Origin of the sequence: Aliiruegeria sabulilitoris (genome assembly GCF_001558155.1) — a bacterium.
Taxonomy (GTDB): Bacteria; Pseudomonadota; Alphaproteobacteria; order Rhodobacterales; family Rhodobacteraceae; genus Tropicimonas; species Tropicimonas sabulilitoris.
Genome location: NZ_LOAS01000010.1, coordinates 19,673 through 43,432, shown reverse-complemented (window position 1 = coordinate 43,432; position 23,760 = coordinate 19,673). Strand labels below are relative to the sequence as shown.

At 63.6% G+C, this 23,760-nt stretch carries 19 protein-coding genes; 8 read left to right on the top strand and 11 right to left on the bottom strand.

What is annotated here, in order from left to right:
• Window positions 1-24: 24 nt before the first annotated feature.
• The 6 genes from AX756_RS10185 to AX756_RS10160 all read right to left on the bottom strand — a co-directional run bounded on the left by AX756_RS10185 (window position 25) and on the right by AX756_RS10160 (window position 4,501).
• Window positions 25-303 (bottom strand): HPr family phosphocarrier protein, encoded by a 279-nt coding sequence (locus tag AX756_RS10185; RefSeq protein WP_068310709.1) that lies wholly within the window; start codon window positions 301-303, stop codon window positions 25-27.
• Window positions 304-705, bottom strand: coding sequence for a PTS sugar transporter subunit IIA (locus AX756_RS10180; protein ID WP_068310707.1), 402 nt, complete (start codon window positions 703-705; stop codon window positions 304-306).
• Window positions 702-1,622 carry an RNase adapter RapZ gene (gene rapZ, locus AX756_RS10175; RefSeq protein WP_068310705.1) on the bottom strand — a complete coding sequence of 307 codons (921 nt, stop codon included), beginning with the start codon at window positions 1,620-1,622 and terminating at the stop codon, window positions 702-704. Before rapZ ends, AX756_RS10180 begins: the two co-directional genes overlap by 4 nt.
• Window positions 1,619-2,080 (bottom strand): HPr kinase/phosphorylase, encoded by a 462-nt coding sequence (locus tag AX756_RS10170; RefSeq protein WP_068310703.1) that lies wholly within the window; start codon window positions 2,078-2,080, stop codon window positions 1,619-1,621. Before AX756_RS10170 ends, rapZ begins: the two co-directional genes overlap by 4 nt.
• A gap of 4 nt (window positions 2,081-2,084) precedes the next feature.
• The gene (locus AX756_RS10165) at window positions 2,085-3,686 is read right to left on the bottom strand and encodes a sensor N-terminal transmembrane domain-containing protein (protein ID WP_082739051.1); all 1,602 of its coding nucleotides are present in this window, start codon (window positions 3,684-3,686) and stop codon (window positions 2,085-2,087) included.
• 113 nt (window positions 3,687-3,799) lie between these two features.
• Complete coding sequence (locus AX756_RS10160) at window positions 3,800-4,501, bottom strand: response regulator transcription factor (RefSeq protein WP_068310698.1); 702 nt, start codon at window positions 4,499-4,501, stop codon at window positions 3,800-3,802.
• 252 nt (window positions 4,502-4,753) lie between these two features.
• Between AX756_RS10160 and AX756_RS10155 the strand changes: the two genes are divergently transcribed.
• The 5 genes from AX756_RS10155 to modC all read left to right on the top strand — a co-directional run bounded on the left by AX756_RS10155 (window position 4,754) and on the right by modC (window position 11,250).
• Window positions 4,754-6,745, top strand: a complete 1,992-nt coding sequence (locus AX756_RS10155) for a phosphoenolpyruvate carboxykinase (GTP) (protein WP_082739040.1) — start codon at window positions 4,754-4,756, stop codon at window positions 6,743-6,745.
• A gap of 204 nt (window positions 6,746-6,949) precedes the next feature.
• Window positions 6,950-8,548 carry a phosphoenolpyruvate carboxykinase gene (locus AX756_RS10150; RefSeq protein WP_068310693.1) on the top strand — a complete coding sequence of 533 codons (1,599 nt, stop codon included), beginning with the start codon at window positions 6,950-6,952 and terminating at the stop codon, window positions 8,546-8,548.
• Between the two features lie 136 nt (window positions 8,549-8,684).
• A complete protein-coding gene (gene modA / locus AX756_RS10145) occupies window positions 8,685-9,461 on the top strand; it encodes a molybdate ABC transporter substrate-binding protein (RefSeq protein ID WP_068310691.1) in 777 nt (258 codons plus the stop codon).
• On the top strand, window positions 9,458-10,156 hold the full coding sequence (gene modB / locus AX756_RS10140; protein ID WP_068310683.1) for a molybdate ABC transporter permease subunit: 699 nt from the start codon (window positions 9,458-9,460) through the stop codon (window positions 10,154-10,156). Before modA ends, modB begins: the two co-directional genes overlap by 4 nt.
• Complete coding sequence (gene modC / locus AX756_RS10135; protein ID WP_068310682.1) at window positions 10,153-11,250, top strand: molybdenum ABC transporter ATP-binding protein; 1,098 nt, start codon at window positions 10,153-10,155, stop codon at window positions 11,248-11,250. Before modB ends, modC begins: the two co-directional genes overlap by 4 nt.
• Before the next feature lie 206 nt (window positions 11,251-11,456).
• Here modC and AX756_RS10130 read toward each other — a convergent pair whose 3' ends face one another.
• A complete protein-coding gene (locus tag AX756_RS10130; RefSeq protein ID WP_068310680.1) occupies window positions 11,457-12,230 on the bottom strand; it encodes a sulfite exporter TauE/SafE family protein in 774 nt (257 codons plus the stop codon).
• Window positions 12,231-12,381: 151 nt separating this feature from the next.
• On the opposite strand from AX756_RS10130, the gene AX756_RS10125 reads away from it, so the two are divergent.
• Both AX756_RS10125 and coaBC read left to right on the top strand, forming a co-directional pair.
• Window positions 12,382-14,079: an acyl-CoA dehydrogenase family protein gene (locus AX756_RS10125; protein WP_068310678.1), complete on the top strand. Its 1,698-nt coding sequence runs from the start codon at window positions 12,382-12,384 to the stop codon at window positions 14,077-14,079.
• A gap of 190 nt (window positions 14,080-14,269) precedes the next feature.
• Entirely contained in the window at window positions 14,270-15,466 is a 1,197-nt protein-coding gene (gene coaBC / locus AX756_RS10120) for a bifunctional phosphopantothenoylcysteine decarboxylase/phosphopantothenate--cysteine ligase CoaBC (RefSeq protein WP_068310677.1), read from the top strand.
• A gap of 218 nt (window positions 15,467-15,684) precedes the next feature.
• Here coaBC and dut read toward each other — a convergent pair whose 3' ends face one another.
• From dut to AX756_RS10100, 4 genes are all read right to left on the bottom strand, one after another.
• Entirely contained in the window at window positions 15,685-16,134 is a 450-nt protein-coding gene (gene dut, locus AX756_RS10115) for a dUTP diphosphatase (protein WP_068310676.1), read from the bottom strand.
• A 128-nt stretch (window positions 16,135-16,262) separates the two neighbouring features.
• Complete coding sequence (locus tag AX756_RS10110; RefSeq protein WP_068310675.1) at window positions 16,263-18,317, bottom strand: CHAT domain-containing protein; 2,055 nt, start codon at window positions 18,315-18,317, stop codon at window positions 16,263-16,265.
• The gene (locus AX756_RS10105; protein ID WP_197431071.1) at window positions 18,314-19,507 is read right to left on the bottom strand and encodes a hypothetical protein; all 1,194 of its coding nucleotides are present in this window, start codon (window positions 19,505-19,507) and stop codon (window positions 18,314-18,316) included. Before AX756_RS10105 ends, AX756_RS10110 begins: the two co-directional genes overlap by 4 nt.
• Before the next feature lie 100 nt (window positions 19,508-19,607).
• Window positions 19,608-21,350: an alpha/beta hydrolase gene (locus AX756_RS10100; RefSeq protein ID WP_068310670.1), complete on the bottom strand. Its 1,743-nt coding sequence runs from the start codon at window positions 21,348-21,350 to the stop codon at window positions 19,608-19,610.
• A gap of 215 nt (window positions 21,351-21,565) precedes the next feature.
• Between AX756_RS10100 and AX756_RS10095 the strand changes: the two genes are divergently transcribed.
• Complete coding sequence (locus tag AX756_RS10095; RefSeq protein WP_163886967.1) at window positions 21,566-23,689, top strand: caspase family protein; 2,124 nt, start codon at window positions 21,566-21,568, stop codon at window positions 23,687-23,689.
• The last annotated feature ends 71 nt before the right edge of the window (window positions 23,690-23,760 follow it).

Here is a 23,760-nt window from a genome sequence, read left to right as displayed (position 1 = left end):
GTCAGGTCTCCCTGCTCGTCTGCCTCACATCCCTTCGCCGAACCGGTCCGCGACGAGATTGACCAAGGCCTGCATCAACTCATGTGCTTGCGGGCCGCTGGTTTCGACCTCAATAGAGGTTCCGCGGGAGGCTGCCAACATCAAAAGGCCCATAATACTGTCTCCCGCAGCGTCCAGCCCATCCTTGCGGACTTCCGCCGAAGCGTCGAAATCCTCGACCGTTTCGACGAACTTGGCCGAGGCGCGCGCATGCAGGCCTTTTTCGTTGATGATTTCGAGGATCTGAACCTTGCTATCCGCCATTCAGTTGGTCTTCCCGCCATTACCATCGAAACTGTTGATATATTTCCGGCCTGCCATCAGCGCCGAGTTGACGGCGTCGTTGATCGACATCTGGCGCGACTTTGCCAGCTTGATCAGCATCGGCAGGTTTGCCCCGTAGAGGATCTTGCGATTGGATTTGTTGCAGGCGCGCAGCGAGAGATTGGAGGGGGAGCCGCCGAACATATCCGTCACGACGACGACGCCGTCGCCCGTGTCGACCGAATTGGCCGCATCGAGGATCTCTTCCTGCTTGAGGACACGGTCATGTTCCGGGGCAATGGCAATTGCCCGCATGCCGACCTGCTTGCCGACGACATGTTCTACCGCCGCAAGATACTCGTTGGCCAGGCCTCCGTGAGCAACGATCACGATGCCGATCACTCGTTCTTCCCCGTCTGTCTGCCGGAGCCGGCAGGGGTCGCCCTGCGCTCCAACTCTCTATGTCTAATTGACACCTGCCACCCAGCGTTCGCAAGCGTATTTCCGAGCCGTTCGGCGACCGTAACCGAGCGGTGTTGGCCGCCCGTGCATCCGAAACCGATCGCGAGATACGACTTTCCCTCTTCCACATAGGCCGGAAGCAGCAGCAAGGCGAGCTCGCGGACCTTGTCAAAGAAGGGGTCGAAGCGCGGATCGGCGGCGACATAATCCGAGACCTCGCGCGACAGGCCGTCGAGGCCGCGCAGTTTCGGTTCCCAATAGGGGTTTCGCAGGAACCGGCAGTCGAACACCATGTCCAGCCCGCGTGGCAGGCCGCGCTTGTAGGAAAAGGAATGGACCGACAGGGCGAGCCGGTTATCCGGCGCACTTCCGAACCAGCGGTCGATTTCGGCACGTAACTCGTGAATGGTCAGCTCCGAGGTGTCGATGACGATATCGGCCCGCACCCGGATCGGGCTCATCAGGTCGAAATCACGCGCGATCCCCTCGGCTGGGCTTTCGGCCGGCGCCAGCGGGTGCCGCCGCCGCGTCTCGGAATAACGTCTGAGCAGGATGTCAGGCTGGCAGTCGAGATAGAGCAGCTCGACATCCCGTTCACCCAGCCGGGCCAGCAGGTCCAGGAAGGCGCCTGTCGAGAAGTCGCGGTTTCGCGTGTCGATTCCGAGCGCGAGCGCGGGGCCATGCGGGCCGCCCTCGAGTAGGCGCGGAACCAGCGAAAGGGGCAGGTTGTCGATCACCTCGTAGCCGAGGTCCTCAAGCGCGCGTATGGCGGTGCTGCGCCCGGCGCCCGACGGGCCGGTGACCAGGACAAATCGGGATACCGGCGCGGAGGTCTGCGCGGGATCGGATGGGCTCATGGTGTGTCTCGCCTTTGCAGGAGGCAATGGTAAAGGGCAGTTGCTGCATGCCCGCCGGGCGGACGATGCAGCAAGATGACCTTTTGGCCAAGTATCGAAAGATGCCTCCTGGGGGGCAGGCGATGCAATTCTGCCTGGCCGAGGTCGAGCACGAGCGCCACCTCCGCTTCCGGGCAATAGGGCAGGCGCAGCAGGCCGACATGCCTGGCCTCGATCATGCCGGCGATATTGGGATGCGGTGTCGCCAGAAGTCGCCCTTGATCGAGGCGTATCTGAGTCTGGTCATCGGCGACCAGTTCGGCGCCGAGCGAAATCATCTCCAGCGCGAGCGTGGATTTGCCGCTGCCCGCGGGGCCGGTGATCAGCAGGGCGCGCCCATGCAGGGCAACCGTCGACGCGTGAAAACGGGTGCTTGTCAGGGGGGGATCCTGTTCGGCCGGTTCCGTCGGGTTCTGCATCGGATCAGACAGGTAGTCCGACGACGAAACGGGCGCCGAGCGGTTCCGATGCGATGTCCACATCGGTCGGTCGGATGTTTTCAGCCCAGATCACGCCACCATGCGCTTCGATGATCTGCTTGGAAATCGCAAGGCCCAGACCGGAATGGTTCCCGAACTGTCCCGGCGGGCGTTCGGAGTAAAACCGGTTGAAGATCTTGGTCAGGGCCTGTTCGGGGATGCCCGGGCCGGTATCCTCGCAGACGATCAGCACGCGGTTTTGACGTTTGCGCACCCAGACACGCACGGCGTCGCCCGTGTCGCAGAAGCTGACCGCATTGGTGATCAGGTTGACGAAGACCTGTGCCAGCCGCGCTTCGAGCCCGTAGATCTCGATCGGCTGCCGGGGCAGGTCCGTAATGAACTCGACACCCTTCTCCGAAGCTTCCTGGCCGAGATAATCGGTCAGGTTGGTCAGCATCTTGACCAGGTCGAACCGCTCTTCGTCCTCGCGGACAAGTTCGGAATCCAGGCGCGAGGCGTTCGAGATGTCGCTCACCAGCCTGTCCAGGCGGCGCACGTCGTGGTCGATGACATCGAGCAGCTTCTCCCGCTGGTCCTCGCGCTTGGCCACGCGCATGGTGCCGACGGCGGAGCGCAGCGAGGCGAGCGGGTTCTTGATCTCGTGGGCGACATCGGCGGCGAATTGTTCGTTCGCGTCAATCCGGTCATAGAGCGCCGCCACCATGCCACGCAGGGCGCCCGAGAGGCGCCCGATTTCGTCGGGGCGGCCCGTCAGGTCCGGAATCCGAACCCGGCCCGGTGTCATCTTGCGCGCATTTCTGTCGCGTCCGATTTCTGCCGCGGCGGCGAGATCCGACAGCGGGTTGGCAATCGTCGAGGCCAGCACGAGGCTGAGGCCGATGGAGACAAGGATGGCGATGACGAACATCTGAAGGACCTGTTCGCGCTCTGCACGCACAAGCCCGTCAACCTCGCCGGGATGGGACGAGATCGCGACCACGCCCGCAATCTGGTCGCCATGGCGGATCGGAGAGGCAACGGTGAAGAGCGTCTCTCCTTCGCTATCGGTGGCCGTGCCTGCGACCTGTTCACCCTGCGCTGCCCGTGGCGCAAGCGAATGGGCCAGCGTTTCGCCATTGGTTCCTTCCGTTTCGACCGGGCCGGGCGTCAGCAGGTGCGATGTGCCAACCCAGATGGAGTTCAGGAAATCGGTGATGATGGTCGAGTTTTCGGGCAGGGCCTGGGCGAAATCCTGTGCGGCCTGCCGAGCCACGAGAGCCCCTTCGGCGTCATAGACAAAGACTTCCACGCCGCGGGTCAGCGTCAGTGCGGAGAGCGTTTCCTGGGCATCGACCCCATCGCCCCCGGACAGGCTGACCGGGACGTTCCTCGGAAGCTGTGCCTCGAAGACATTGGCGATCAGCGCGGCTTCGGTCTTGAGCCCGGCAACCCGTTGCGCGGCGATGCTGTCGCGGAACGGGTTGAGATAGAACACACCTCCAACGAGGATCAGAAGACCGATCAGGTTGAACGTGATGATCTTGCGCGCCAGCGGCGAACGATTCAGCGTGAAATAGCTGCGACGGGCGCGCCGGCGCTGCATATCTGCATCGGATCGCTCCGGGACGACCCAATCTTCGCCCAAGACAACGTTGGACTCCTGTTCGTGCCTGGTGTCCCGCACCTTCTAAGCGCCTTTCCTTACCGGCGAACCGATTACTCTTCGTTGTAGCGGTAGCCGATACCGTAAAGCGTCTCGATTGCCGAGAACTCCGGATCGACACTACGCATCTTCTTACGCAGGCGCTTGATGTGGCTGTCGATCGTCCGGTCGTCTACATAAACCTGATCGTCATAGGCGACATCCATGAGCTGGTCGCGGCTCTTGACGAAACCGGGGCGTTGCGCGAGCGCCTGAAGCAGCAGGAACTCGGTAACCGTCAGCGCCACGTCCCGGCCCTTCCAGCTCACCGAATGGCGCAGGGGGTCCATGTTCAACTCGCCACGGGTCAGAACCTGGCTGGTCTCCGGCTCGCCGGCCTCATCGGCCGAAATCGCTTCCTGGCGGCGCAGAAGTGCCCGGATCCGCTCCACCAGCAGACGCTGGGAGAAGGGCTTCTTGACGTAATCATCCGCGCCCATGCGCAGCCCGAGAACCTCGTCGATCTCGTCATCCTTGGAGGTCAGGAAGATGACCGGCATGGAGGATTTCTGGCGAAGCCTCTGCAGCAGGTCCATCCCGTCCATGCGCGGCATCTTTATATCGAGAACCGCCATGTCCGGCAGGCGCCGGTTGAAGGCGTCAAGCGCCGATTGGCCGTCATTATACGTTTCTACCTCGAACCCTTCGGCCTCCAGCGTCATGGATACCGATGTGAGGATATTTCTGTCGTCGTCCACGAGCGCGATGCGCGACATTGGTTTGACCCTCGTACTGCTCATTCTTGATTTATTGGCATATTGTCACGTTTCCGGGGCTGGGAATCAACTGCCAATGCGAATCACATGGGGCTCGCGGCTCCAACAAAGCGTCATTTCGGAAAGGAATGGCTAATTTGCATCACAGCTTGTCGCATCCTTCGCGTGTTCAAGAGGTTCGGTATGCAGTGGAACACATGACGGTATGCGAAAACTGTCGCCGGTCATGTGGTGCCGGCAACTCGGCTATTCATGGCGGGAAACAGCGACATTGTAGCGCTAACAATCGGCATCGTTGGCGGTACCAAACGTTTTCGGAGATGTTATACGGAGCGCGCCGGGACGAGATGTCCTTGGCTGGCAGGCCCCCCCTGCGCAACATCACTGCAATCCCAGGAGGAACGCATGGAAGCTCCAACCACCAATGCCCGGCTTATCGAGTGGGTCGAAAAGATGGCGGCCCTCGCCAAGCCCGAGAAGGTCGTATGGTGTAACGGATCCCAGGAAGAATACGACGCGCTCTGCCAGGAAATGGTGGATGCCGGTACCTTCGTCCGCCTCAACCCCGAGCTGCGCCCGAACAGCTACCTCGCCCGCTCGCACCCGTCCGACGTTGGCCGCGTTGAAGACCGTACCTTCATCTGCTCGAACAACAAAGGCGACGCTGGCCCCACGAACAACTGGGCTGCCCCGGCCGAGATGCGCGCCACTTTGAACGAGAAGTTCGACGGCTGCATGAAGGGCCGTACGATGTACGTCATTCCCTTCTCCATGGGTCCGATCGGCTCCCCGATCTCCAAGATCGGCGTCGAGATCTCCGACAGCGCCTATGTTGTCACCAACATGCGCATCATGACCCGTATGGGTCAGGAAGTGCTGGACTCGCTCGGCGATGACGGCTTCTTCATCCCCTGCATGCACTCGGTTGGTGCTCCGCTTGCTGAAGGCCAAGCTGACGTTCCGTGGCCTTGCGAGAGCGACATCGAGAACAAGTACATCGTTCACTTCCCGGAAACCTACGAGATCTGGTCCTACGGCTCCGGCTACGGCGGCAACGCCCTGCTCGGCAAGAAGTGCCTGGCCCTGCGTATCGCTTCCGTGATGGCCCGCGACGAAGGCTGGCTCGCCGAGCACATGCTGATCATGGGTCTGGAATCGCCGGAAGGTGAAAAGACCTATCTCGGCGCCGCCTTCCCGTCGGCCTGTGGCAAGACCAACCTGGCCATGCTGCTGCCGCCGAAAGGCTTCGAAGGCTGGAAGGTCTCGACCGTCGGTGACGACATCGCATGGATCAAGAAAGGTCCGGATGGCGAGCTGCGCGCGATCAACCCCGAAGCCGGCTTCTTCGGCGTTGCTCCGGGCACCAACCGCGCCACCAACCCGATCGCAATGGACACGATCGTCAAGGACGTCATCTACACCAACTGCGCGCTCACCGACGAGGGCGACATCTGGTGGGAAGGCATGACCAAGGAAGCTCCGGCTCACCTGATCGACTGGAAAGGCAACGACTGGACTCCCGCAAGCGAGACCCCGGCCGCGCACCCGAACGCCCGCTTCACGGCGCCGGCTGCAAACTGCCCCTCCATCGACCCCGCCTGGGAAGATCCGGCAGGTGTCGCGATCGACGGCTTCGTCTTCGGTGGCCGTATGTCCAAGGACATGCCGCTGGTCTACCAGGCCTTCAACTGGTCGCACGGCGTCTACCTTGCTGCCACGATGGGTTCGGAAGCCACTGCTGCCGCGATTGGCGTGACCGCCATGCGTCGCGACCCGATGGCGATGCTGCCCTTCTGCGGTTACAACATGGCCGACTACTTCAGCCACTGGCTGAACGTTGGCCGTCGCGTGTCCAACCCGCCGCGGATGTTCCGTGTCAACTGGTTCCGCAAGGACGAGAACGGCAAGTTTATCTGGCCGGGCTTCGGTGAGAACATGCGCGTGCTGAAGTGGATCGTGGATCGCGTCCATGGCCGCGGGAACGCAGTGGAAAGCCCGATCGGCTGGATGCCGCGCCACGAAGACATCCATTGGGATGGCCTCGATTTCCCGTCCGAGACCTTCTACGAGCTGATGAGTGTCGAGCGTGACGCGGGTACGGCGGAAGCGCGCGCCCACGAGGAACAGTTCGACAAGTTCTTCGACCGTCTGCCGAAAGAGTTCATCTTCGAGCGTGAACTCCTTCGCTCGCGCGTGTGGCGTTCCCCGGATCATTGGGAACTGGCCCACGAGCATCACGACTGATAGCGCTTCGGCGTTCGTTGGAGAGGGCGGCTTCGGCCGCCCTTTTTTTTGTTGAAAATGGGTCCAAACCTCGCCATTCGGGGCGCAGGGAGTATGAGCGATCCGCCCGGCGGCTTGCGCAACAGAGAGTTCGGCTGGCAGGCGCACCGCCTGCCAATCGTTTTTTGAGGGGAGTGACCGCAATTGCGGTCAAAGGGAGAGACAATGACCATTGGACGTGTGAACCCGGCGATGCGCCTGGAAGAACAGGGCATTTCGGGCCTTGGGAAAGTTTACTACAATTACATCGTGCCGAACCTGATGACGGAGGCGCTGCGGAATGAAGAGGGCCAGCTCGGCCTTGGCGGCACTTTCCTTGTGAGCACTGGTGAGTTCACCGGCCGTTCGCCCAAGGACAAGCATGTCGTGCGGAACGCGGCTTCCGAAGACAGCGTCTGGTGGGAGAACAACAAGCCCATGTCCCAGGACGGCTGGGACAATCTGAAGGCCGACATGTTCGAGCACATGAAAGGCCGCAACTACTACGTGTCCGACCTTTATGGCGGCGCCGACAAGGATCTGCGTGTCTCCTTCCGGATGGTCAACGAGTTCGCCTGGCACGGCCTGTTCATGCGCCACATGCTGCGCCGTCCGGCCCGCGTCGAACTGGACAGTTTCACGCCCGACTGGACCATCGTGAACTGCCCGTCCTTCCAGGCCGACCCGGAGCGTCACAACTGCCGCAGCACGACCATCGTCGCGCTCAATTTCGAGGACAAGATGATCCTCATCGGCGGCACCGAATATGCCGGCGAGAACAAGAAAGCCGCCTTCACGGTGATGAACTATATCTACCCCGCCCAGGACGTGATGGCGATGCACTGCTCGGCCAACCACGCCAAGGGCAACCCGGATGACAGCGCGGTCTTCTTTGGCCTTTCCGGCACCGGCAAGACGACGCTCTCCGCCGATCCCGCGCGGATCCTGATCGGGGACGACGAGCACGGCTGGTCCGATCGCGGCATCTACAATTTCGAGGGCGGCTGTTACGCCAAGACGATCCACCTGTCGCAGGAAGCCGAGCCGGAAATCTACGCCACGACCTCGATGTTTGCGACCGTCGTCGAGAACATGGTCTATGATCAGGAGACGCTGAAGCTCGACTATGACGATGACAGCCTGACGGCCAACATGCGTTGCGCCTATCCGCTGACCTCGATTCCGAACGCGTCCAGCACTTCGCTGGGCGGCAACCCGAAGAACGTGATCATGCTGACCTGCGATGCCTTCGGTGTCCTGCCGCCGATCGCGCGCCTGTCGCCGGAGCAGGCGATGTACCATTTCCTGTCGGGCTTCACCTCCAAGGTGGCTGGCACCGAGCGGGGCGTTACCGAGCCGACGCCGACCTTCTCGACCTGCTTCGGCGCGCCGTTCATGCCGCGACGTCCGGAGGTCTATGGCGACCTGCTGAAAAAGAAGATCGCCGAGAACGACTCCCATTGCTGGCTGGTCAATACCGGCTGGTCCGGCGGTGCCTACGGGACGGGCTCCCGCATGCCGATCAAGGCCACCCGCGCCCTGTTGTCGGCTGCGCTCGACGGCACGCTCAAGACGGTCGCCTTCCAAAAGGACCCGTTCTTCGGTTTCGACGTTCCGGTCGAGGTTCCGGGCATCGAGACCGAGCTGTTGCACCCGAGAAACACCTGGAAGGACAAGGAGGCCTATGACGCGCAGGCCAAGAAGCTTGTCGGCATGTTCAGCGAGAATTTCGAACAATACTTGCCTTATGTGGGCGAAGACATCAAAGCTGTCGCTATAGGCTGACAAGCCCTGACGCGTAGCACCTCGTGGCGGCCCGGCTTTGTCCGGGCCGTTTCTATTTGGGCTGGCGCGCGCCTTTGGCCTTGTCCCCGCCGGTGGCAGGGAACAGTATCGGGGCAACCGGAACGGGTTTTGACCGATGAAACAGCACTTTGCCGCCCTCGCCATGGCTGTCTGGAGCGTTCTGCCGGCTCACCCGGCACAGGCAGGCGACGTGCTGGTCTTTGCTGCGTCCAGCGTGAAAGAGGCGTTGGAGGAGGCCTGTGACGCCTGGTCCGAGCGGAGCGGAAACCGGGCGGTCATCTCGCTGGCCGGAAGCTCGACCCTTGCCCGCCAGATCCAGGCCGGTGCCCCGGCGGACCTGTTCCTGTCCGCCAATGAAAACTGGATGGACGTTCTGGAGGCCGATGGACTGCTGCGCGAGGGAACCCGGACCGACCTGCTGGCCAATTCCCTTGTCGTCATTGCCAGCGATCCGGTCGCGGATCCGCTCGACCTGCATTCCCCCGATGCGCTCGCCACCCGGCTTGGCGACGGGCGGCTGGCCATGGCGCTTGTCGATGCCGTGCCCGCCGGCATCTATGGCAAGGCCGCGCTGGAGTCGCTCGGCCTCTGGGACAGTGTCGCGCCGCGCGTAGCGCAGGCCGACAATGTCCGCGCCGCATTGGCGCTGGTCGCTGCGGGCGAAGCCCCGCTCGGCATCGTCTATGCGACCGATGCCAGGGCCGAACCGCGTGTCGGCGTCGTCGCCACCATTCCCGCGGGCACGCATCCCCCCATCCGCTACCCGCTCGCCGTGATGGACGCTTTCAGCGCCCCGGCCGCGGAGGATCTGGCCCGGTTCCTTGCGGGCGCGGAAGCAGGTGAGATCTTCCGCGCGAACGGTTTCGAGACACCTGCACAGGGGGCGCAATGACCCTCGGCCTGTCAGCGGAAGCCTGGGCGGCGGTCGGCCTGTCGCTGAAAGTCTCGTTCTGGGCCGTGCTGCTGAGCCTGCCGCTCGGAATTGCGACCGCCTACCTACTGGCGCGCGGCCGTTTCCCGGGCCGGCAATTGCTGAACGGACTGGTGCATTTGCCCCTGATCCTGCCACCTGTCGTTACCGGGTACCTGCTCTTGCTCACATTCGGGCGCCGCGGCGTGGTGGGCGCGTTTCTCTACGACACATTCGGTATCGGCTTTGCCTTTCACTGGACCGGCGCCGCGCTGGCTGCGGCGATCATGGCCTTCCCGCTCATGGTACGCTCCATTCGTCTGTCCATCGAAGCCGTAGACCCCGGCCTCGAACAGGCCGCCGCCACACTGGGCGCATCCCGGCTGCGGGTCTTTGGAACGGTCACGCTGCCGCTGGTCCTTCCCGGCATCCTTGCCGGCACCATCCTCGCCTTTGCCAAGGCAATGGGCGAGTTCGGCGCGACAATCACCTTCGTTTCCAACATTCCGGGCCAGACACAGACCCTGCCTTCGGCGGTCTATGCCTTTCTGCAAGTGCCGGGGGCCGAAGGCTCGGCCATTCGCCTCGTCGTGATCTCGGTGGTCATCGCCATGTCCGCGCTCGTGGCCAGCGAGTGGCTCGCCCGCCGCATGGCGCGCCAGAGGGGGGCGACATGACCCTCTCCGTCGATCTGACACACAGGCGAGACGGCTTCACACTGGAGACCGGTTTCGAGAGTCCGGACGGTGTAACGGCGCTGTTCGGCCATTCCGGTGCGGGGAAAACCACCGTGGTTCAGGCGGTTGCCGGCTTGCTGCATCCCGATAGCGGCAGGATCGCGGTGGGCGACTGGGTGTTGCAGGACAGTGCAGCCGGCCTTTGGCTGCCGCCGCACCGCCGCCGTGTCGGGTACGTGTTTCAGGACGGGCGGCTGTTCCCGCATATGTCGGTCGGCCGCAACCTCGACTATGGACGCCGGATGAACCGCCTTGCGCGCGATCCGGCTCGGGAGCAGCGTGTGCTGGACATGCTGGGGATCGCGCCGTTGCTTGACCGTCATCCTGTCGGGTTGTCCGGCGGCGAGCAGCAGCGGGTCGCGATCGGGCGGGCCCTGCTGTCGACGCCGCGCCTGCTGTTGCTGGACGAGCCACTTGCCGCGCTGGACGCCGCCCGCAAGGAGGAAATCCTGCCCTATCTCGAACGGCTGCGCGACGAGGCTCGGGTTCCGATCCTCTATGTCAGCCACTCCATGGCCGAAGTCGCGCGACTTGCCACGCATGTCGTTGTCCTCCGCGAAGGGAAGGTCCTGCGCTCCGGCCTTGCCCCACAGGTTCTCTCCGATCCCGCGACGGTTCCGGCGCTCGGGCCGCAGGAAGCCGGTGCCTTGCTGGAAGTGCGTGTTGAGCAACATCACGAGGATGGCCTGACTGCCGTGGCCACCTCTGCCGGAACGCTGTTGTTGCTGGGCGTGACCGCGCCGCCGGGGACGCAGCTGCGCGTGCGGATTCCGGCGCATGAGGTGATCCTCGCTCTGGAGCCTCCCAGGCAGATCTCCGCCCTCAACATTCTCCCGGCCCGCGTTCTTGCTCTCAGGCCGGGCGATGGGGCGGGAATGATGGTGCAGCTCGAGTCCGGAACCGACAGGCTGCTGTCGCGAGTCACGAAACGCTCCGCGCAGGCGCTTGGCCTGCAGCCCGGGCGGGAATGCCATGCGATCGTGAAGTCGGTAGCCGTCGCCCGAAGCGATATCGGCGCGGGAGGGAGTGTCTAGGAAAAGCAGTGTTGCGCGGCGGCATGGATGCCGCTTTGAACCATGAGAGGCTTGTCGAACGAGGATGAGGGGACGCGTCTTTCATCTTTCCGGCAAATACCTCCGCCGGAGGCACGATCCGCAGGATCGTTCACGCGCGCGGAGCGCGCGCCCTCGAATCTCCCCCGCGTGCTAATTCAGGTGCTCTGTCCCGCGCAGAGTATGCCTCAGAAGACCGCCCGACGGATCAGGTTCAGTCCTGCCAGGATCAGAACCAGCAAAGTCACCTTTCGGAAGCCTTCCTGGTCCAGGCGGTCCTGAACTCTCTGCCCAAACCGCATTCCCAGCAAGGCGGGAAGTACCATTGCAGCCGAGAAAGGCAGGGTGCGCGCGTTGAGAACGCCGGTTTGCAGGTGGGTGACAAAGAGCAGAATCGCACCGAGGCCGAAGGCCACTCCCAATGTGCGCAACTGGTCCCCTTTCGGCGTGGAAGTGGCCGTCAGATACAGAACGAGCGGCGGGCCCCAGACACCGGAAACCCCGCCGATAATGCCGGACAAGGTTCCCAAGCCGATCTCTGCCGGAATGCGGCGACTTTTCGGGATTCTCGGACGGATCCCGGCCAGTTGCAGCAATCCGAAACCGATGATGGGAAAGCCTATCATTCCAAAGAGAACCCGTTCGTCGATGGTGCGCACCAATTGCGCCGAGCCGATCAGGAAAATCGCGCCCACGCCGAGATAGAGGCGATACCGCTTGATCGTGGACATTGCCGCGCCCACACCGTCCCGGAAAGCCTGGAAGCCGTTGGTGATGACCGTGGGCAGGATCAGCCCGGCCAGCGCCATTTCCGGCGACAGGAACGCGGCCATGCCGGACACCATGATCATCGGCATGGCAAAACCGGTTGCCCCCTTCACGAAGGCGGCCACGAGGGCCACGCCGCAAGCCATGACGAAAAACTGCGGCGGTAGCCCGCCCATGAACAAAGACAGATCCATGCTCCGCGCTTACCCCATCGCAACGGTCGCCGCACCTGCAAATCGTTCGAGACATATTGCGCATAAACGCCAAGTCAAATTGAAATTATGTTGCGCTGCACCTGCGAAAGGATTATGACCGTCCGAAACCGGAAACCGAAGGATTCGAGCCATGCCGCATGATGGACAGGACCTGCCCCCGAACACGGTCGAGCGCCCCATTCTCGACAATCTGCTGGAGTTGACGAAAGCGGCCATCGCGCCGGTCGACGAGCTCGTTGAAGCCGCCACGGCGGCGGTGAAATCCCGTGTGGTCAGCGGCGAGCGTGTTTCGGGCGCGCTTCTGGAACAGCACCAGACAGCGGCGCACGCGTTGGCCTGGCTGGCGACCTATGCGCAGTCGCTGACGCAAATGCAGGCCTGGGCCGAACGGTTGCAGGGCGAGGGCAAGTTCGGCGAGATCGAGCAGCTCCTTCTTCAGATCGCCTTTGGCGAATACCTGTTGCAGATCCAGGGCGGCATTCCGATGTCCCAGGGCGAGATCGTCCGGGTCCGCGATATGGGGCTGGACGAGCTGGAGGACCTGCAACGCCTGCACACGACCGAGATCGTCCTTCTCTGCCAGAACGGCAATTCGCAGCGGGCACGTACGCGGCTTGTCGAGCTGATGCAGGAGCAATCGGCCAATATCACCGTCGGCGCGACCGGGCTCGAGGACGAGCTGGAGATGATCCGCGAGCAATTCCGCCGCTACTCGGTGGAGCGCGTGGAGCCTAATGCGCATCAATGGCACCTGAAGGACGAATTGATCCCGATGGAGATCATCGAGGAGTTGGCCGAGATGGGCGTGTTCGGGCTGACGATCCCGGAGGAATATGGCGGGTTCGGCCTCTCCAAGGCCTCGATGGTTGTTGTCTCCGAGGAGCTCTCGCGCGGCTATATCGGCGTCGGCTCGCTGGGAACGCGCTCCGAGATCGCGGCGGAGTTGATCCTTGCCGGCGGCACGGATGCGCAGAAGGAATACTGGCTGCCGAAACTCTCCAGTGCCGAGATCCTGCCCACGGCCGTCTTCACGGAGCCGAATACCGGCTCCGACCTCGGCGCGCTGCGCACCCGCGCGGTGAAGGACGAGAATGGCGACTACAAGGTGACGGGCAACAAGACATGGATCACCCATGCCGCGCGCACCCATGTGATGACGCTGCTGGCGCGGACCGATCCGGAAACGACGGATCACAAGGGGCTGTCGATGTTCCTGGCCGAGAAGATTCCGGGCTCGGTAGAAGACCCGTTCCCGACCGAAGGCATGACCGGCGGCGAGATCGAGGTGCTCGGCTATCGCGGCATGAAGGAATACGAACTTGGCTTCGACAATTTCCACGTCAAGGGCGAGAACCTGCTTGGCGGCGTCGAGGGGCAAGGCTTCAAGCAGCTTATGAAGACATTCGAAGCCGCGCGCATCCAGACCGCGGCGCGGGCCATTGGCGTGGCGCAATCGGCGCTCGATATCGCCATGCAATACGCGCTCGACCGCAAGCAGTTCGGCAAGGCGCTGATCGAGTTCCCACGCGTCTCCGGCAAGCTCGCCATGATGGCGGTCGAGATCATGGTGGCGCGCCAGCTCACCTATTTCTCGGCTTGGGAGAAGGATCACGACCAGCGCTGCGACCTGGAGGCCGGTATGGCCAAGCTGCTGGGGGCTCGCGTGGCGTGGGCGGCAGCCGATAACGGCTTGCAGATCCATGGCGGCAACGGCTTCGCGCAGGAATACGCGATCAGCCGCGTGCTCTGCGATGCGCGGATCCTGAACATTTTCGAAGGGGCCGCCGAGATCCAGGCGCAGGTTATTGCCAGGAGGCTGCTCGGTTAGAAAGCTCAGGCGCAGGGCATCGCCGCAAAGCAAGGCTTCCCCTAGGTCCTCGACGCCTGCGGCGTCTCCGGCCTTTGGGGCCGGGCGCGCCTTCGGCGCGTGGGGCTGCGCCCCGGGTGAGCAAGGGTGGCTTGCCTTGGTATCGGCGACTGCCTAGACCGGAGAGAGATACAGCTTCGGGAAGGCGGGCATGGAAACCGGCAAGCGCATTCTACTGGTCATCGGCGGCGGAATAGCTGCTTTCAAGTCTCTGGATCTGATCCGGCGCCTGCAGGACCGAGGCCATTCTGTGACCCCGGTTCTCACGCGTGCGGCCGAACAGTTCGTCACTCCTCTCTCCACCTCGGCGCTGGCGGGCCGGAAGGTCTATCGTGACCTGTTCGACCTGACTGACGAAGCCGAAATGGGCCATATCGAACTGAGCCGTGCGGCCGACCTGGTCGTCGTGGCACCGGCAACGGCGGACCTTATGGCCAAGATGGCCAACGGACATGCCAACGACCTTGCTTCGACGCTGCTCATGGCCACAGACAAACGGGTCCTGATTGCGCCGGCGATGAATGTGCGCATGTGGGAACATCCTGCAACGCGACGAAATCTCGCGACCCTAAGGGGCGATGGAATCCTGACCGTCGGGCCGAATGAAGGACCGATGGCCTGTGGCGAGTATGGGTTCGGCCGGATGGCCGAAGTGCCGGAGATCGTTGCTGCCGTTGAACAAGCCCTGTCTGATGGACCCCTCAAGGGGAAGCATGTGGTTGTGACCTCCGGCCCCACCCATGAGCCGATCGACCCGGTCCGCTATATCGCCAACCGCTCCAGCGGCGCGCAGGGAACCGCCATTGCCGCCGCCTTGGTTGCGCTGGGCGCCCGGGTGACCTTTGTGACCGGACCGGCCAGCGTTCCGCCGCCTTTCGGCGTGGATGTGGTGGCGATCGAGACGGCGCGCCAGATGCGGGATGCGGTGATGGAAGCGTTACCGGCGGATGCGGCGGTTTTCGCCGCGGCGGTGGCCGATTGGAGGGTCAGCAACGCGGCTGGGCACAAGATGAAGAAGGACGGCTCGGGGAAAGCTCCGGCGCTCGAATTCGCTGAGAATCCGGACATTTTGGCCAGCGTATCGCAACTCACACAAGAGCGCCCCCCGCTCGTGGTGGGCTTTGCGGCCGAAACCAATGACGTCGTGGCGAACGCCACCAGCAAACGGGCCCGCAAGGGCTGTGACTGGATCGTGGCGAATGATGTCTCGGAAGCAACCGGTATCATGGGCGGCAGCGAGAACGAGGTGATCCTGATCTCCGATCAGGGGGCCGAGCCGTGGCCCAGACTTGGCAAAGAAGAAGTCGCCCGCAGGCTCGCGGAACGTATTGCGGCCGAGATTTCCTGAATGTGCAATGGGTGTCGGCCGTAAAGAGCCGGGTTTGGGCGCTTAAGGGGGCTTTGTCCCCCGCGCTCTCGCGAGCGCATCCCCGATTGGTAGCAAGATTTCAAGAGTTCGGACGGAATTTCACTTTTCGCAATCGAAAAACGACGTGCTGCGGCGCTTTCCAGTCAGCTAGAACAGCACCGGGGCAGGAAAGAGAACTCTTTCAGGCCGGCCCATGCCTATTTTACTCCGGTCGATCCAAACCCGCCGGTTCCGCGTTCCGTGTCACTCAATTCGGCAACCTCGACGGTGCTATAGCGATGAACATGTGCGATCACCGCTTGCGCAATGCGATCGCCATGGTCGATGGTGAAGTCCGCCTGCCCGAGATTGAAGAGACCGCACATGACAACGCCACGGTAATCTTCGTCGATGGTGCCTGGGCTGTTTGGCAGGATGATGCCGTGTTTCAGCGCAAGCCCGGAACGCGGCCGGATCTGCATCTCGGTGCCGGCGGGCAGTTCGACGTGAAACCCCGTGGAGATCATCTGGAATTGCCCGCGTGACAGGGTAACGGCTCCCTCAGGGAGAAATGCCCGCAAATCCATCCCGGCGGCACCGGGGGTTGCATAGCCGGGCAGGGGCAGGTCGGTATTCCCGTCCACACGTTTGAACTTGATACTGGTCATGGCGACATCTTCCCCAATGATGCTTGAGACATTCTGATCAAAGGCCGGAGCAAGCAGGCTGCGCGCCCAAGTGAAAATCGCGGCACCGTGGGCAATTGTCCAGAGCCGCGACGAGACTCCGCCGCGTATCAGTCCAGCCCGAGCAGCTGGAACGGCGCCCAGTAGCCGGGATGCGCATTGGTATTGGTGGCCACATCACGCATCGATATCCGCAGTGCTTCCGCCCGCGTCGCCGCCGCGCCATCTTGCAGTGCCTTGAGAGAACCGGTCGTCAGGGCCACGGCGACCTGATCGTGAACGGGCCAGTGCGAGACCAGAAGAGCGGATGCGCCCGTCTGCAGAAAGGCGCTCGCAAGGCCGGAAAAACCCTCTCCACCCTGCCGGATGCTGGCTGCCGTGTCGCAGGCCGACAGGATCACCCAATCCGCATCGATGGTCATCTGCGTGATCTCCGTGGCGGTCAGCAGCCCATCGTCTTCGAACTCTCCATTCGCAGATGAGGAAGCTTGCGCCGGCGGGGTCATCACGAGCGCCGGGTCCGCAACGCCTTCGAAAGTTCCGGCCAGCAGGCCATGGGTTGCCAGCAAAAGAACCTCCGCGTTCAGCTTGCCCTCTTGCGCGGCTTGCTGCAGTCCGGCTTCGGTTGCTTCGGTTGCTTCGGTTGCTTCGGTTGCTTCGGTTGCTTCGGTTGCTTCGGTTGCCTCGGCGCCGAGAAGCACCGAGCTCTCAGTGGCGCCCATGAGGTCCTTGAAGGCCATGACTTCTTCGCGTGTGCCCGGAAGGCGGATCTGCTCGGGGGCGATCTGGCCAGAGCGTTCGTAGGAACGAATTGCCTGCGCCAGCCTTTCCGTTCCGTCCGCGCCGCTACCATCGAAGTCTGGATCGCCGAGGCCAAAGAAAGGCGCCCGTTTCGCCGTTGCCGGGGACGGGGCGTTTTGCCGTCCGCGCAGATAGGCGACCGATGGCAGGATGGAGACCGCGCGTTCCAGCCCCAGCCATTTCGTATTCCTCAGCGCCTCGGAATCGTTGTCGAGCCCATCGGGTGGCGTCATGACAAGCGCGTTGAAGGGCAAGTTGAACAGCGCGCCATGCGGTACCAGCGACCAGTTCTGTTTGCCATCGATCAGGTCTGCAACGACAGGGTCTCCGAACAGGGCCGGGTATAGAGAGTGAGCCAGCGCGCGGTCGAAGGCCGGTTGGTCGTTCCCGGACCCGTTGAGCGAAAACGCGCCGCGGTTGCCGGCAACAAGGGCTCGGCGCAGGGCGGTCATATGGGTCAGAAGCTGCCGCGTGTTGAGCGGCACCTCCGCCCAGGCAGCGCCTTCCCGCGTGATTGCCCAGACGAAGATCCTGTCATTGCCTGAATTGTTGTTGCCGAAAGGCGTGACGACGAAGCGGATCAGGGCCTCATCCGGACACAGGAGATCCTGTTGAAGCTCGTGCACGGGGACAGGTGCGGGTTTCAGGGCGGCGGCAATTTCCGGAGCCGCCAGCCGCAAGCGTTCAAAAGCCGTTTGCGTTGCTTCCTGCGATTGGATGCGTTGCCCGGCCAGCGCCTTTCGCCGCTGTTCCACCTCGTCCAGCGAAAGACGTTCCCTCTGCGCTTCCAGGTCCCTCAGGCCCCGCAGCGCCACGCCAAGCCCGGCCTGCGCCGTTTCCCATTCCGCGTAAAGCGCTGCCTGCCGGGGGGCTTGCGCGGCACGCTGCCGCGCGCTGGCCCGCGCCACGGATTGCTCCGTTGCGCTGCTCAAGGCCTGAGAGCGCAGGAAATACTCGCGCAGAAGGTTCTCCGGAGCGTTGACCGTCTCCTGTGCGCGGCCTCTCTGCGCAATCTCGAACACATCGTCAAACTCGCCGACAAGAAAGAGCGTCTCCAGATGCGTGGTCGCAATTTCTGGCAGGCGCGGATGTTGATCGCGGAGGAGTTGCATCAATTCATCATCTAGACAGAACTCCGCGTAGAGCTGCATCAGATGCCGCGATGCCGGATCGGCCACGGTCTTTCCGCCCGCATCATAGGCCAGCGATGCCTTCCGGTAGATTTCTTCCAGCGTTGCAAGGGGGCGCGCATTTTCTCCCAGCAGGATTTCCAGCCGGGCCTCCGTCGCCAGAAGGTCGATATAAAGCGACTGTTTCTGCCGCGTCTCGCTTTGACTGTAATAGGCCCGCGCGGCGTCGATCACGGCGCGTGCGGGGGGAATTGCCTTTCCTCGACCAGCAGCGCGGCCAGCTTTCCGCGCATATTCGCCGCGAAATGCGGGTTCTCGGTTGTGGCGATGATCTCCCGGTAGAGCGCAATCGCTTCGGGCGGATCGACCAGCACGGCCAGCTGGGCCTTGAGGTCCGTGACGTTCTCGCTTTCGCCGGGTTGGGCGAGGCGGTCGCGGAGATCGGCGATCCCGAGCGCCCGGTTGGCCTGAGCGACCTCGCGCAGTGCCTCAACGTCAGAGGCAAGACCGAGGCTCTTGAAGATGATATCGGCGAAAACCATCAATTGGGCGGAAACCGGACGGCCTGCCTGCGCGTCCAGGCTTGCGGCTTCGAGCAGGCGGCGAGCGAGGAACAGGCTTTCCTCGAACTCGTTCGAGGCAAAAAGCTCCTCCAGAAACCGCATCCCCCGCGTGCGGGTGGTGGCATGTGTCGGCCCCAGCTCGGCAAGCGCCATCCGGTAGCCTTCCTCAAGCAGATCCAGAACGGTCATGTCGGATAAGAATCTGGCAGCCGAGTAAAGCTCCAATGTATTCAGGCGGACCTGTAACGGCGAGCTCTCTTCGGTTCGGGCAAGGCCCCAGGCCATTTCGGAAAGCTGCCGCGATTGATCCCGGAACACCGGGTCCGACGTTTTTTCGAACAGGCCGAACAGGTTCCGCGTTTCCTTGCTCAGGAGAGCCACAAGCGTTTCCACGGGGTGGGTGCCGGTCGGGTCCGGAATCGCGGCGGCGATTTCCAGCCAGTCGGTGCCGACTTTCCACGCGGCTTCGGTCTCGCCGGATTGCAGTCGGTGCGCGATCGCCTTTGCCACGAGATCGACGGTCTTCTCGTTTCGCGGTCCGATCTCGTGCACCGCCAGCGCGATTGCGCGGTCATAGCGCTGCGCGATGTCGGGCGCGTCGCCGATGTTCAGGAAGCTGATCGCCATGTTCATCACCGCAAGACGGTAGCCCGGGGGAAGCTCCCGCGCCTGCTCAGCAAGGCTCCACATCTGTTGCGCGGTGCGGCTCAACGCGTCGTGGTCACCTGAGGAAAACTCCGAAATGCCGCGCTTGTGGAGCTGGGAAATCTGCTCGGGGACGCTCGGCCCTGTCTGGGCCGGCAGCATCGCGCCCGACAGCGAAAACACCGCGCTGATCAGGAAGGTCGCGAAAGGTCTCATCATCTGGATCCGCTCAGAGTTGGGAGGCACGGGCGCGAGGGCGTCACCGCTCCGGCTGTTTCTGGCGCGGCTGCGCTGAAAGCGCCCGTTGAATGCGTGCTCAGTTGCTTTCGAACAGCCGTTCGAAGCTGCGTTCCAGCGCCTCGGCCTCGCCGGCATCGGGCACCGCGTCGGCCACCATGGCGCGGATCGCTTCCGGCGTCACCTCCGCCTCGTCCCAGAGCCGACTGATCAGGCCCACCATCTTTTTGTCCGGGCAGGCACCCTTTTCGTACAGCCAACCACCCGCTGTCGTCTGTGCAAGGCCGCAACGCCGCCCGGGTTCCGGGTTCAGCCAGATCAGCGACATGATATCGGCCAGCGCCGAGCTGTCATTGGCGAAATAGGTGTGGGCCAGCATGTCTTCGCCCAAATCGGACATGTCGACCGTGTCGAAATCTTCCGCGTTGAGGATCGTTCCGCCGGCCTGTCCGGCGCGTGGCGCGTTGCCATGCAACTTGCGCGAGGCCGCCAGCGCCCAGTCGTTTTCCGAGGCATAGAGCGTCAGCCGCTCGGCCAGCGGGCGGATGGTCTTGGCCATCTCGGCAAAGAGCCCCGCATCGACATCCGGCGCGGCAAAGAAGAGTTGACCGAAGAGCGGCATGTCGAGCCCCTTGGCCTCGGCCCGCAGCGCCAGCAGCTCCAGCGCATCGGTGGCAGCGCGGTTGCCCATGGAATGGGCGACGATATGGATCGTTTCCGCCCCTGACCGCGCCCGCAGATCCTCCAGGAAATGCGACAGACGCCGCCCGCTTAGCCGCACAACCGCTTCATCGGCGACATAGCGCATGGTCTTGCCGGCCGAGGGCCAGGAATAAAGCACCGGGATGCCGCGGTAATCCATGTCATATGCGAGCTGCGCGGCGCGGCGGGCGGCGGCGTCGAAGCGGGTGTTGAAGCCGTGGATGAAGACCACCGCCTCCTTGCGTTCGCGCCCCTCCATCTCCGTGCGCATGCGGGAGAAATAGCCATCCACCTCCATCGGCTCGATCTTCTGCACCATGACGTGTCGGGCGGGCGAGGGGCCGAATTCCAGCCGCCAGATCGAGGGTGTTTCGATCGCGCCGGGGATATGGGTGTTGGGGATGGTCACGGTCACCACGCCATATTCCAGCTCGCCCCGCCCCGCGCCGTAGAAGTCCGACGCATCGGGATTGCCGGTCCGGGCGCGGTCCGTTGCGTAATAGACATCGACCGGTCGGTAACCGGCTGTCTCGTCGGCGCGGGTGCCGACGGCATCCGGGTCCAGTGCGGCTTGCGCCTGCGCGAGATAGGACTCGGCTGCCGATTTCTGCCCGGTCACTTCGGCCAGCCGTGCCATGTCGCGATAGATCGCGGCGATGCTGTCTCCCGATTGCCCGCCATCCAGCCGGTATTTCAGCCCGGCTTCCAGCGCGCCTATGGCCGCGTCCGGCGCACCGGCCTGTTCATAGAGATCGGCCGCGAGGTCGAAATAGGGCAGCGGGTTGCGCCCGAGCGCCTCGCCGCGCGAGAGTGCAAAGGCGCCAAGCTCGGCGGCCATATCGGCCGTGGCGCGAAGGTCCCCGCCGGCTTGCAGGATTTCCAGCTTCAAGGTGAAGAGGTCGAAATAGACCTGAAAATCCGGCGTCGGGCTCGTTTCGAGCGCGGCAATGGCCGCATCGATTGCGGCAACCCGCGCGGCGTCGGTCTCGAGCCCCGACATTTCCAGTTCGAAGGCGATCGGGTCGAACGGCGTTCCGTCACTGCCTTGTGCATTGGCAACAAACGGCAGGACGGTCGCGGTCGAGACCAGAAAACACAACAGGAGGGGTTTGATATGCATTACCGATCCATTTGATTTGACGCTGAAAACAGGCGCAGATTATCTGGTGGGACGGTGAAGTAAACACGGCAGAAAGACGAACGCCCGGGTCCTGCCACTTGTCTTCCGGGGACGTGTATTTGAGGCATGGAGTTTTTATCATGTGGAATTTTCGGGCGCTCGCGTTGTTTTTTGCGTTTGTGTCGGCGCAACCTGGCTTGGCGGAAACCAGTGCATTGCTGATAGGAGTTACCGATTACGATGACGCCGCGATTCCCGATCTGCGTGGTCCGGTGAACGATGTGCGCCTGATGCGCGATGTTCTGGACCGGCGCGGTGTGGAGGCAATCACCGTTCTGGCCAGTGGGCTCGATGGCGCCGAAGCGCCGACCCGCGCGGCCATTCTCGCCGCGTTCGACGCCCAGGCAGAAGCCGCCCATCCGGGCGACTTCGTCTATATTCACCTCAGCGGCCATGGCTCGCGCCAGCTCGACAGCGAGGGCGAGGAGACCGACGGGCTGGACGAGATTTTCCTGCCGATGGACGTGGCGCGGGCCCCGAGTGGCGCCTCGCAGCTGCCCAATGCGATCACCGATGACGAGATCGGCGAAAAGGTGGCCGCGATCCGGGCGCGGGGCGCTGATGTGTTCCTAGTGATGGATAGCTGCCATTCCGGCAGCGGTATGCGCGCCGCCGAGCCGAGCCTGGCCGAACGGCAAGTGGACCCGGGCCTGCTCGGGATCGACCTGTCCGCCGCAACGGCGTTGCCCGCTGCCGAGCGCGCAGCGGCCCCGGCCTCTGATCCCGCCGGAACGGATGTGCCGGGGCAGGGGGGCTACGTTGCCTTCTATGCCACGCGCTCCAACGATGTCGCCCGCGAGGTGGACATGAGCCAGGGCGCGGAACCCGATGGCAGCCAGTGGTACGGTCTTTTCACCGCCGCGTTGGCGGCACGGCTGGAGAGCGAACAGGCGCTGACCTATCGCCAGCTTTTCCAATCGGCGCTGGCCGAGCTCAACCGGGGCGCGGGGTTTGGCATGGCGGCGGTGCAGACCCCGCTTTGGGAAGGCAGCCTGATCGACCAGCCGGTCTTTGGCGGCAGCGGCACGGCAGGCCCTGCGCGCTATCTCGTCGATGGCAACCAGCTTGCAGCGGGGCAGGTGCACGGGTTGCAACAGGGCAGCCTGATGGCGCTGGTGGCGGACGCCGCCGATGCGCCCGATGCGATCCTCGGCTATGCGCAGATCGAGGCCATCGAGCCGCGCAACGCCACGCTGCGCCCAGTCTCGGAGGATTGCCTGCCCGATAGCACGGCGCTTTGCCCGCCCGTCGGAAGCCTGCCCGCTGCGGCCGGTTTCGCGCAGCTTGAGGCGGGCCCGCTCGACCGCGTGATCCATTTTTCCCCGCTGATATCGCTCGATACCGAAGCGCCGTTGCCCGAGGGCGATCCGCTCCCGGCCCGCTTCGCCGCGGCGCTTGAAGCCGCCAGCGCTCGTGCGGGCATTCCCGCCGAAAGCGGGGGCGAAGTCTATTCCGTTCAGGTGCTGCAGCGCGACGGCGCGCTCTGGTTCGGCCCTGCGGCCCAGATCGACCATGCGCCCGCCGGGCTTTCCTTCGATCTGTCGGGCGAGGACGCCCGGCTCACCGAATTGCTGGTGCGCATCCTCAAGGCGGAGCGGCTGGCCGAGACGCTGGACGGGCTCGAGGGAACGGCGTCTTTCGTCAACCCGTCCCCCATCCGCATCGAGGCGAGCCGTTTCGCCAGCGATATCGCCGCGCTGCAGCCGCCGGGTGCGCCGGCCGATCCGCAAAATGAATGCCGCGCCGCGCTTTCGGGCATGCGGGAAGAGGGGTTCCGCGCGCTCGATGCCGCCGCCGATCTCAAGCAATGCGACCTGCTGCGCTTCGCGGCTACGGGCAATCGCGACGGCCAGCGCGACGTCAACCGCATCCATATCGACGCGCAATACTGCGTTCATGTCGATTACGAACTGGTCGAGGGCACCCAGGCGCCGCGCGCGCTCGGTGACCCGATGGTGATGTGCTCGGATTGTCCCGGTCCGGTGCCCTATTCGGCCGGCCATGAACGGCTCTATATGCTGGTCAGCGAGGTGCGCGAGAATGCCGAGGCGCTCAACCTGACAGGGCTGGTGGAGAATTGCGGCGCGGGGCTCGCGGGCGAGGGCACCCGCTCGGCGGCGCGCGACGCGCTGGCCGGGCTGCTCGGCGAGGCCGCCGCGCGCGGTGCCACCCGTGGCGCGATGGGGCTCGGCGGAGCGCTCTCGGATGTCTGGGTGGAAAGCTATCGCTGGCGGGTGATGCCGCGCGCGTCGGTCTTTGCGCGGGCCGGTCTGGAATGAGTTGCCCCGGGATGCGCCTTGTTGCCAGCCTCGCCCTCCTTCTGCTGTTGCCCGCCGCTGCGGCGGCGCAG